The sequence below is a fragment of the Flavitalea flava genome (assembly GCF_054461575.1).
In genome coordinates this window covers 13,890-25,435 of sequence record NZ_JBTLQH010000050.1, presented here as the reverse complement: position 1 = coordinate 25,435, position 11,546 = coordinate 13,890, and the positions used below count along the sequence as shown (strand labels likewise).

The 11,546-nt window shown below is 48.4% G+C and carries 9 protein-coding genes; 4 read left to right on the top strand and 5 right to left on the bottom strand.

Annotation, left to right across the window (positions count from 1 at the left end; genetic code table 11):
* Positions 1–42 precede the first annotated feature (42 nt).
* From ACX0G9_RS27240 to ACX0G9_RS27225, 4 genes are all read left to right on the top strand, one after another.
* Entirely contained in the window at positions 43–528 is a 486-nt protein-coding gene (locus ACX0G9_RS27240) for a hypothetical protein (RefSeq protein WP_459068138.1), read from the top strand.
* A gap of 79 nt (positions 529–607) precedes the next feature.
* The gene (locus ACX0G9_RS27235; protein ID WP_459068137.1) at positions 608–2,275 is read left to right on the top strand and encodes a DUF1800 domain-containing protein; all 1,668 of its coding nucleotides are present in this window, start codon (positions 608–610) and stop codon (positions 2,273–2,275) included.
* Between the two features lie 17 nt (positions 2,276–2,292).
* Positions 2,293–3,855 carry a DUF1501 domain-containing protein gene (locus ACX0G9_RS27230; protein ID WP_459068136.1) on the top strand — a complete coding sequence of 521 codons (1,563 nt, stop codon included), beginning with the start codon at positions 2,293–2,295 and terminating at the stop codon, positions 3,853–3,855.
* Positions 3,852–5,594, top strand: coding sequence for a T9SS type B sorting domain-containing protein (locus ACX0G9_RS27225; protein ID WP_459068135.1), 1,743 nt, complete (start codon positions 3,852–3,854; stop codon positions 5,592–5,594). The genes ACX0G9_RS27230 and ACX0G9_RS27225 overlap by 4 nt, the downstream gene beginning before the upstream one ends.
* Before the next feature lie 119 nt (positions 5,595–5,713).
* On the opposite strand, the gene ACX0G9_RS27220 is transcribed toward ACX0G9_RS27225, so the two are convergent.
* The 5 genes from ACX0G9_RS27220 to ACX0G9_RS27200 form a co-directional block, all read right to left on the bottom strand.
* The gene (locus ACX0G9_RS27220; protein WP_459068134.1) at positions 5,714–6,907 is read right to left on the bottom strand and encodes a redoxin family protein; all 1,194 of its coding nucleotides are present in this window, start codon (positions 6,905–6,907) and stop codon (positions 5,714–5,716) included.
* Positions 6,908–6,935: 28 nt separating this feature from the next.
* Positions 6,936–8,006, bottom strand: a complete 1,071-nt coding sequence (locus tag ACX0G9_RS27215) for a redoxin domain-containing protein (protein WP_459068133.1) — start codon at positions 8,004–8,006, stop codon at positions 6,936–6,938.
* Positions 8,007–8,037: 31 nt separating this feature from the next.
* A complete protein-coding gene (locus ACX0G9_RS27210) occupies positions 8,038–8,553 on the bottom strand; it encodes a protein-disulfide reductase DsbD domain-containing protein (protein WP_459068132.1) in 516 nt (171 codons plus the stop codon).
* A gap of 4 nt (positions 8,554–8,557) precedes the next feature.
* Entirely contained in the window at positions 8,558–9,991 is a 1,434-nt protein-coding gene (locus ACX0G9_RS27205; RefSeq protein ID WP_459068131.1) for a hypothetical protein, read from the bottom strand.
* A 61-nt stretch (positions 9,992–10,052) separates the two neighbouring features.
* On the bottom strand, positions 10,053–11,519 hold the full coding sequence (locus ACX0G9_RS27200) for a RagB/SusD family nutrient uptake outer membrane protein (protein WP_459068130.1): 1,467 nt from the start codon (positions 11,517–11,519) through the stop codon (positions 10,053–10,055).
* Between the last annotated feature and the right edge of the window lie 27 nt (positions 11,520–11,546).

The window sequence follows — 11,546 nt, the reverse complement described above, 5'->3', positions numbered from 1 at the left end:
AAATTGATAATTTATAGGCAATTCCGGCCAAAACTGGACTTTATGAAAAACACACCCTTAACTAACCTGTTAATCCTGTTGATATTACTTTGCGGGTTGCTTACCGCCTGCAAAAAAGGCAGCGCGGTTGCGGCTGTTCCTACCTGGTCCTCTTTTTCATTTTCGGCAAATGATACCGCCATTAATTATCCGGTAAACCTCGCTTATATCCAGGACGTGTATCATGTACGCACCACACTCATTTCCGGCGAATTTGCAGATACTTCCTCGAAAGTCGGGAATATCAGTATCCGTGTTATCGGCGATACGACCGGCCAATTCCGGAGAGATAGCTTGTTGGTCACCTATACCAATTCCAGGGGGAATGTATTTACCAATACAGGGGACAGTAATAATTACGTAGAGATTGAAAAATTTGCCAAGATATATAACGGAGTGGTCAGCGGGCATTTTTCCCTGAAACTGGCTGGCCCGACCGGCAGTGTTCAATTGTCCAATGGTCTTTTTACCGCCTTATACCAGGAATAAAAATACGCCCGGCCCCTTTTGGACCGGGTTTTTTTAATTTTTTGACGGAATCGAAAAATCCTATTTGGAAAAATCGTACATGGAAAATCCTAAACCGATGGAAAGTCCTTTACTAATGGAAAGCCAGTCTGCATCGTTTTCTCCTTTATTCGGGGGTAGCCCGGCCGGTATCGCGCCTTATACTGGAACCTGGGACACAGCTCAGGTGGTTCACCTGTTGAAACGAACCTTGTTCGGCGCATCTGTCCAGGATATCCAATATTTTAAAACACGTACGATGGAGCAGGCCGTGGATGAATTGCTGCAACCAACGGCAGCGCCTGCCAGCCTTCCCTTAAATAATTATGGCGCCGACCCGACCGGGGTTGCCGCCTGGCAAACCTGGATCAATATGGGGTTGTTATATAGCGACCCGGATATGAATGAGAGCAGGGTGTCCTCTCTGCAATGCTGGTGGATTGGACAAATCATAAACCCGGGCAGATCGATCCATGAAAAAATGACCCTGTTCTGGCATAACCATTTTGCCATGGATGCTACCGCGCATTTTGGAGATATACCGGCCCAGTTATGGTATAATCAATACCTGACCCTTCGGCAAAACGCGCTGGGCACTCTTCCTCAATTGGTCAAGGCCATTACCCTGGATCCGGCGATGCTGATCTACCTGAACGGGAACACCAATGTGATGACGGCTCCAAATGAAAATTACGGACGGGAGCTGCAGGAACTCTATACCATTGGGAAAGGGAGCGGGTCCAAATATGTCCAGGACGATGTACACGCTGCAGCCAGGGTATTGACGGGGCATACGGTTGACAACAATTACAATTATGTATTTATGCCGGGAAACCATGATGATAAGAATAAGAACTTTTCCGGTTTTTACGGGAATCATATCGTTACGGGGTATTCAGGAGGAGGGGGAGCAGGAGAACTGGATGATTTATTAGCGATGCTATTTTCCACCCAGGAATCTGCCCGGTTTATTTGCCGGAAGCTGTATAATTTCTTTTTGTATTACAAGATCGACAGTACGATCGAGACGAATGTGATCGGTCCGCTGGCGACCTTATTTCTGCAAAGCGGATATGATATAAAGACCGTATTATCCGCTTTATTCAAGAGCCAGCATTTTTATGACCTGATTAATTCCGGGTCCTGTATCATCAAGAGCCCGCTGGATTTTCTGATCGGTCTTTGCCGGGAATACCAGGTAGCGATTCCGGGTCCGTCCAACCTTTCCGGGCAATATGCCGTATGGCAACTATTAAACGAGCGTTCTGCCATCCTGCAGCAGGAGCTGCTGGCCATCGAGCTGGTAGCCGGATGGGATGCTTATCGCCAGGGACCTCAGTTTCATGAGTTATGGATCAATTCTGTTACGTATACCGGCAGGAATTTTTATACCGATCTCCTGATCAGTACGGGTGATATGATGAACGGCACCAGCCTGCGGATCGATGCGGTCGGATTTGCCAGCCTTCTATCCAACCCGGGTAATCCGGATAAACTGATCAGCGATTCCCTGGACATATTAATAAGACCACCCTTATCCGACAGCTCAAAAGATCTGCTCAAACGTTCTATCTTATTGGGTAATCTCACCAACGACCAGTATTGGACGAAGGCCTGGCAAGCCTATGTGAATGATCCGACAGATATGAAGGCCTACACCACGGTCGATGGAAAACTCAGATCCTTATACAGATACCTGATGAATTTACCAGAATACCATTTATCCTAACCATAGCCAATATCATTATGAGACGCAGAGATTTTATCCGAACGATGGCGCCTGTCGCCTTTATGGGTGGATTTAAGGTAAATGCTTTTTCCCATCTTCCTTTTATGAAAGGCCTGGAAGACGCCATTGACAATAATCATGTGCTGATCCTGGTGCAGCTGGTCGGAGGCAATGACGGCCTGAATGCCGTGATCCCCATTGAGAACTACGGCGATTATGTTGCCGCCCGTTCCAATATCGCCATACCTGAACAAAAAATACTACAGTTGGGTGGTAAGACCAAGAGCGGTCTTCACCCGGCCTTAAGCGGATTTAAAGAGTTATACGATGCCGATCAACTGGCCATTTTGCAGGCGGTAGGCTACCCGTCACCGGATGGCTCACATTTCCGGTCAACGGATATCTGGCTTACCGGTGCGGATTCCGATCAATACCTTGATACCGGATGGGCCGGACGTTTTTTAGGAGAGACCTATACCAATTTTCCTATAGGTTATCCAAATGATATCATGTCGGATCCGCTCGCTATCCAGATCGGATCGGTCATCTCCCCGGTCTTTATGGCGCCCGGAGGTAATACGGCCATGGCCGTGCCGACGGACACTCAGTTTTATGACCTGATCAATGGGATCACCGAGCCGGAACCGGACACACCTATGGGCAACGAGCTTACCTATCTTCGTGCCGTGGCCCGGCAAACCAATAAATACGCTGGGGCCATTGAAGCAGCTGCTAAAAAGGTCACGGCCCAAAGCAGTTACCCGGCCAATAATGAATTGGCCGAACAACTAAAGACGGTAGCCCGGTTAATTGCCGGGGGATTAAAGACCAGGGTGTATATGGTGAGCATGGGCGGTTTCGATACGCATGGAGGGCAGGTACAGAGCGGGGATACGACGACAGGTAATCACAGCATCCTCCTGCAGAAATTATCGGAAGCGATTACGGCGTTTATGAAAGATTGTCAATTCCTGGGCGTTCACAAACAGGTATTGGGAATGACCTTTTCTGAATTCGGCCGGCGTATCATTTCCAACGGAAGTTTTGGAACGGATCACGGTGCCGCTCAACCGGTATTTATTTTCGGGGAGTATGCCAAATCCGGAATCCTGGGGAATAATCCTGATCTGAGCGGATCCAGTGTCGAGAGCAATATTCCCATGCAATATGATTTCCGTTCCGTTTATTCAACCATACTGCGGGATTGGTTCTGTGTGTCTCCATCCGATACAACGAATATCCTTTTAAAGAACTATCAATACCTGCCGTTCATGAAAAATACGGCTTGCGGCAATGATTACAATGACCTGAACAATATCGGCGACAAACTCATCTTCAATTCCGCCAATCCCTTTACTGACAGTACCACCCTGACATTTAAAACCAATGGGGGGCATACGCTGGTGCAGATCTTTGACGCTTCCGGTCGTCTGATCCTGGTTCCGGTTGATCAGGATTATACCCAGGGAACTTATAGGATAACAGTGGATACGCATACCTGGGCATCCGGGATTTATTATGCACGATTACAAAATTTATCCGTACAGCAAGTGAGGACCATGCTTAAAGTGAACCGATGATAATCTGCCTTACCTTTAAAAAGATCCATATTAAAATGACCTGTTTGATCCTGCTGATAAGTTTGGCAGTGATCGTTCCTGCCACTGGCTTTTCTCAGGGTGGCAAGGATACCATCAATTATACCTCTACCTGTGTCAACTCCACCATATCCTTTGGCTCTCCGGTATTCGATAGTCTGCCTTTCCCCGAAAAAGTGATTTGGAATTTCGGGGATCCTGCTTCCGGTATTTATAACGGTTCGGGGGCCAAACAGCCCAAACATATTTATGCAACCCCCGGTGTGTACACGATAAAACTGACAGTTGTGAATAATAAGACCGATACGGTGCGAATACAGGGCCCAATTACTGTGGTAACGCCCATGAATTACAATTTCGGCCCGGATATCTTTTTATGCGAGGGGCAAACCACTCTATTAAACGCTCCCATTATTTCAGGAGCGCTCTATACCTGGAATGATGACAGCACCAGCCATACAGACACTTTGCGGGTAAGTAAATCCGGTGTATATGCCGTTAGTATCGATGGGTGCGGCGTCAATGACAGTCTTGGTGTCTATATCAGCAGCACCCCTTCGATAGAGCTGGGGAAAGATCATATCATGTGTGACAGTGCCAATCTTTTATTGAATGCGGCGACCCAGAATGGTCAGTATACCTGGCTGCTCAACGGAAGTCTCCTGGCATTTACCGGAGATCAATTGTTGACACATGCTCCCGGCGGTACCTATGTGTCCATCGTAACCGTTCCCGGATGCGGGGTATTTAAGGACACCGTATCGATCACTTATTCTTCACCCCTGGCCCCATCCTTTAGCATCGGACCGGATACCCTGCTTTGCCCCAAACAAAAGTACACGATAACAGCCCGTCTGGCAGGAGCTTCCGCCTTTGATTGGAGCTCGGGTTCCACGGACAGCGCGATTACCATCACGCAGCCTGATACCTACTGGGTTTTTGTAACGCAGAACGGCAAATGCCAGGTTACGGATACTGTGTTGGTCAGTTACCGCGGAAACCGGCAATTGGATTTTCATGATACGGCTATCTGCCAGGGAAGTACCCTTTCCCTGGACGCCAATTTTGGAGAGGGCACTTATAATTGGCAGGCCATCCCTGCACAACGGGATGATCAGAACCAGACCGGTCAGGCTACCTATTTTGTTTACCGGCCCGGGACTTACGCCGTTACGGCACAGGTCGGTCAATGCCTGTATAAAGACACCCTGACGGTGCAATTCGATGACAGCCTGAAAGTACGTATGGCCACGGATACTATTTTATGCAACGGGGAAAAATTCTGGCTGGAAGTCAAAGGGAATGCGGATACCTACGCCTGGCAGGACAGTACAAGATCGGCTTCCTACCAGGTTTCCCAAACAGGAACCTATACCGTAGTGGCGCAGAACGGTTGTCGAAAGGACACCCTAACCACGAAGGTCACCATGGTATCCTGCGCTTGTCAGCTTCTTTTACCCAATGCCTTTACACCTGATGGGAATGGGATCAACGATAGTTTCCGGCCCTTGCATGCCTGCGAAATGAGCGGTTTCCAGATGGCGATCTATGACCGGTTTGGGAACAGGGTGTTTCAAACTTCCGACACGGACAAAGGTTGGGATGGAAGCTTTAATGGGCGCAAGGTCCCTCCCGGGACCTTCATCTGGATGGTACATTATATTAATACATCTACTAAACAACCGGTATTCAGAAAGGGATCGGTGTTGGTAATTCGGTAGCACCTTTACCTTGGGTCGGGATCTGCCTTTGCGGTGGAGGATAGAGGTGGGATTGCGATATATATTCAGGAAAAAAGAAAGAGGGTATCAAAAGTTGAGACACCCTCTTTCTTTTTGTATCAGCTTCCGAAAATTTCTTTTAGCTTATTGTCGATGTCTTCTTCTTTTCCTGAATAGACGAGGATCTTACCTTCCTTGTCGAGCAATACATAAAAAGGGATATAGGTTGTCATGTATAAGGAGCCTACCTTGGCGGGCATGTTCTTTACCGGGAATTCGTCACAGACCTGGGTCCAGGGCATTTTCTCTGCATCCATGGCCTTTATCCAATCCGGCCACCTGGAGTCATCAGATACGCTTATCATGTTAAAGCCTTTGTCATGATATTTCTGATACACGCCTTTCCAATGGGGGATTGCCTGCCGGCAGGGATGGCACCAGCTTGCCCAGAAGTCGATCATCAAATAGTTGCCGCGGGAGGAAGAGAGGGTAAATTGGGAACTGTCTCTTTTCAACAGCGTAAAATCCGGCGCCACGCTGCCCGGCAAGACTGTTTTCTTTTTGTCAAGGGCGGCTGCCATAGTCTGGTAATAGGCCGAGGATCTCGCCTGTCCCTGAAATTTATTCAGCATGGTCTCCAATTCTGCTGCCGGCATGTCCTGGGAGAACATATAAAACTGCCCAAAGATATAGGCGCCTGCAACGGAAGACGGGTTCTTCATGACATAATCATCGATCCAGGCTTTTTGTTTTGCCTGTAACACTTTTTTTACTGAATCCATCTGGTCCCGGATCTTGTATTGACTATCGACATTAGCGGCAGCGGTGAGTTTCTTATTCAGCTCTGCAAAAACGGGCTCGTAATGTTTTAATAATGTCGGATCCGTTTGGTATTTCATAAAGTCATCGAAATTTCTGGAGCCTGTCTCGGTGCTTTTTTTGATGTTGGCTCCTTTCTGGCCACCGTAAGCTGTATAATCATAATATTCAGCTCCTGTAGTATCTGCTGTAATGGTGATGGTAGTATCTTCAGCAAACAGGCTGATGCCCCAGTTTCCCGGCTGGACCATCAGAGACATCATCACCGGTGTGCCGATCTTTCTTTTTATTTCAAAGGAATGATTGAGGATGACCACACTGTCGATTGTCTTTGAGGTCCGGTCGTCTTCATTATACAACATCAGCTTTACGATGCCGGAGTCGATCCCTGTCAGGGTCCCTTTCACCACCATTCCTGCATCCTTGTCCTGGCCGCTTTTACAGGCGAAAAGGGAGCCCGTTGCTATTATACAGTATACAATCTTTTTTTTCATTTATTTCATTTTTAACAGTGAGTGAATCTCAATTCAGTAGTTCGGCCAGTTTGGCATGCAATTCTTCGCCGCGGAGGTCCTTTGCAACAATTTTTCCATTGGGGTCAACTAACAGATTGGAGGGGATGCCCTGGATTCCGTAATAGTCGGCCAATTCATTCTTCCAGCCTTTCAGATCGGAGAGTTCGGTCCAGGGCATGTTATCTTCTTTGATGGCTTTTTTCCAGTTTTCTGCCTTGTCATCCAGGGAAATGCCCACAACGGTAAAGTTCTTGTCTTTGTATTCGTTGTACGCCTTTAATACATTCGGATTCTCTCCGCGGCAGGGGCCGCACCAGGATGCCCAGAAATCCACCAGTACGTATTTCCCTTTGAAGGCGGAGAATTGAACGGCCTTGCCTTCGGTGTCGTTCTGGGTAAAATCAAGTATCTGTTCACCCAAGGCGCTCTTCTTTAATACGGTCAGTCTTTCTGCTATCCTCCGGCCCTGGACGGTTTGCTGAGCGGATGGATCGAGTTTTTCATAGATAGCTGCCACATCCTTGTATTCGCCCATAGATGCCCGGTCCGCAACCAGGCTGATGCTAAAGGCGCTTGCGGGATGGGCGGTGATATAGGTACTGGCCCTTGCTCTTTTTTGCATTCTCAGGTCGTTCAATTTGGCTTCCAATGCAATCTGCTCTTCCTTGCTGCCTTTCCCGTATTTGTCATACAATGGCTCTTCCTGATCAGTGAGGTCCTTTAGGGATTTGTCGTAGGCCTCGGATTCATCCTGGGTCTTCGAGCCTTTGATGGTTGTTTTTTTCAGGTCGGCTGTTCCGGTAATTTTAATGTTGCCGCTCTCCGCGAAAAACGGCACATATCTTTGGGAGAACATCAGGGCGACTTTTTGAGGTTGGGGCATTTCCGCTGTCCAGGTAAACCTGCCGTCCTTTATTTTCACCGTATCCGTTTTGGGGACGGTGTCTTTATAATAATGGATGAACACTTGGGGGTCCTTCAGGCCCGGGATATTGGCAGATACATGGGTTTTCTGCGAAAAAGAGGCGAGGCTGAACAGGAGCAGTCCTGTGATAAGGTGGTGTGCTTTTTGGTACATGAGTTATTGATTTAATAGTGGTAGATGATTTTTAATAATTCAGGTTAAAAGATCGTTCAGCCGGGGGCAGGCATTGCCGGAGATCACAGGTCTGATAGGAGAGCCCCACCTGTATTGTACCTTTGGCATCCCTTTTTTCTGACCGTAACCGTAGAACGAATACCGCCTCGCGTTCCCAGATCAATACACCCCGATCCGTTCCGGAAGCCTGTGCGCTGGTTTTTTCCCAGTCACCTACTGTTGTTATACCGGGAGGTAGTTTCAGGGTGCATTGTGTGGTGATGTAGGGCTTGTCAGCCGGTACGAAGGAATACAAATGCCATCCCGGAGCGATGACCGCCTTGATAACGATGGCCATCTTTCCGGTGGAGTTTTCTTTAATTAATACGGCATTGGTGCCCACCGGATCGTGCTGATCCGTCAGGGGGCAATTTAGTTCCTTTACGGCTTTTGCCAGTTGCTTATCAAAAGAAGAGCCGACTGTCTGTGCTCTTGCCGGGCAGGTAATTATGAGATAGCAAACCCATATTTTAAATATTCTTTTCATTCCTTTAACAGTTTAAGGTGTTGACCAGGAATTTATAGCCGCCGGTCTCGGTAAAGAACAGACGGCTTTTGTTTTTATTATACCAGGCATCCCACTGGCCGGCCGTTGTAAAATTTTCTGACGTATATCGCTTTAACACGCGCAGGGCCAATTCCGGCTCTTCGTTATCTTTCAACAGTGTAATACAAGTCTCTAACAGTTTGGTACTGTGGTTGGAAACTTTTAACTTTTTCACATCCTCGTCTATGTTATAACTAAAGAAACCTTTGGGGTCGCAATACACGAAGTCCATATTCTCTTTTATGTATTTCTGAAAGGCGGATGCGTTGCTTCCGAATTGTTTTGCAAAAGGGCCCATCAGGTCTTTCAAATAATCCTCCCAGGATTTGGGGGGCGAAGGCTTATAGTTAGTCCACGCGGAAAGCTCCTGTGTCTCGAGATCCGTCAAGACTGCTCCTGCCGCCTTCTTAGCCTCTAATTTCTTCTTCTCTTCCTGGGTACCAGCCTCAGCCTGTTTCATGAAGGCAACAGATTTCTGCCAGTATTCTTTGGTGGCCCATCCAAGGATGTTCCGTACATCGTCTGTAGTAGCCATCCGCTCGTTGTATTCCCTGGCAATCGGCGTCCGGCCATCAAATTGTTTCATATAGGCTACGGAGTTGACGAAAACTTTTTTCGCTTCATCGGTCATATTTACCGGGGACGCTCCAAAACCCCACAGGAAGAAATTGCCGTGTCTTCCAAGCGCTACGGCGGTGACATCTTTCTGGCAAACCCCGCTGGAGATCACCTCTGCATCCGGAGAGTCTTCGAACCGGTGACCTCTTGATACCAGGCCGATCCTGACCTCCTCGGATTTGCCATAGGACAGGGTCTGGACCTTCCACATGGGGATCTGCCGGGGCACGGTGTCACCTGAAGGATATTCAAAGATGGGATCGGGGGTTTTTCCCATAACCAGGGTCGGAGTTATTTTTTCCAGCGGACCCGAAAAAATGGCATGCCGGGTATTGATATGATGCGCGTCGGCGTCGAGGCATAAACAAAGCCAGTCTAATTTCAATCCGATCCTTGCTCCCATTTGAGAGGCTGTGCTGCCGATGAAAACTATTGGTTTTGAAAAATTATCCGGCAGATACCTGGAGGGGATATCATAGTTATTCCCTTTTTCTATCGGGGTGGTCCTGTAATCAAAAATGGTCACATCGAAGGGGTCGGAATCTGTGACTTTCCAATCTCTGCAATCCCTCGTCTGCACTTCGGTGAAATACCTCTTCAATAGCTCTTTAAAGGCGGGCATTCTGACGGAGTCCTTTGCGGTGAATTCGTCCGCTCCTTTTCTGAATTCCTGCGGTATTCTTCCCGGATCATACCCTACGAAAAGTATTTTTAAGGGGCTTTTTGATGGCGATCCCTGTGCGTTGTTTTTACCGGGCATACCGCATAGTAATGCAAGGAGTATTATTGTTACTGAATATATTCTTTTCATTTTTGTATCATTAATTATTCGGAATAGTGAATACGACTTTTGGATCATCCGGCTGTACGGTCATAGCCGTTCCGTTGTTATCCGCCGCGGTGCGGGTCATGGGTAGTCCGTTGCGGAAATTATCAAAGCTGTTGTGGCCTTCGAAGGCAAGTTCCATCCGGCGTTCGTTGAGTACGGCGGTGATCAGGTCCTGATCGGCAATGTTGTCGATGTCGGTGGCGGGGAGGCCGGCCCGGGTGTGTATGGCTTTTAAGTCTGCCCTGGCCATGGCTGAGTTGTTGAGTTTGGAATAGGCTTCGGCGCGGTTGAGATAAATTTCTCCCAGGCGGAAGAATATCGTGGGACAGTAGGTAAGCCAGGCCTGATTCAATGACAGCCATTTGGTAGTCTCTACAAATCCGGAATTGGGGTTCTTTTTAAAAAAGGTGCTGCGGATGTCTGTGGGCACTAATAATTGCTTCAGATCGGAAGAAGGCAGGAAGAAGGCGCCGACCCCGTAAGCCTGGTCATAATGGTACAGCTGTCCGATGCTGCTGCCGCCTGCTGAGTTGTCAAAAGCTAAGATGATCTCTTTGTTGTTCGCGAATGTGGCGCGTCCGATCGTACCAAACTCGTCGTCTCCGAACATGTTCGAATATTCGGTTCCCTGCAGCAGGGCATACTGGCCGCTGGTCTGGTCGATGGCGCTGTCTGCGTAGGTCACAGCCAGCTGGTTGGAGCCGGCGTCGGGGCTTGAGATGGAGCCGCCCATGTACAGGTATACCCGGGATAAAAGCGCCCAGGCTGCTGCGGTACTGGCAAAGGAATTGGTCTTTGTGACCGGAGCTTTCATCAATTGGGCCGCCGTCTGCAGCTCCGATGTGATAAAGGTATATACATCTTTTACGTTGGCAGGCGCCGGTGCATCTTTGATGTCGCTGGTGGTTTTAAGAGGAATGGAAAGGCTGGCGGCCGGGTTCTGATAGTAGGGCTTGCCGTATATCCGTACTAAGTTGAAGTAGGTGAATGCCCGGAGGAATATATTTTCTCCTTTTGCGTACAGGACCTGGTTCTTATCGTTGTCCGTCAGGGAAGCGAAGGTGGATTTCTCAAAGGTGGCAATCCCTTCAAGGGTGGTATTGGCGCTCACGATGATCTGATAGGCGCCCCGGTAAAAAGCGGCGCTGTTGCCGAGTGTGGCACCGATACTGTTCCGGAAGAAAAAGGCGTCCGTATTCTTATTGACCGGCGCCCAGCTCTGCAGGGTCACATTGTTGCCACGGCTTTCACCGAGGTCCTGCATGGGCACATCAAAGTTGGCAAATCCGCTGCCGGCGAGCAGGAGATAGTTCCCGACGGTGGTCTCGACGATCCCTGCGACGGATGCCAGTTCGCCGTCCTTGTCTATTTTTGTGAGCGGTCTGACATCGTCTATTTGTTTATTGCAGGCTGCTGCCAGGAACAGAACGGGAAGGAATATTTTAAGCGTTAGTTTCATTGTAGATCTTTTTGTTCATCAATAATT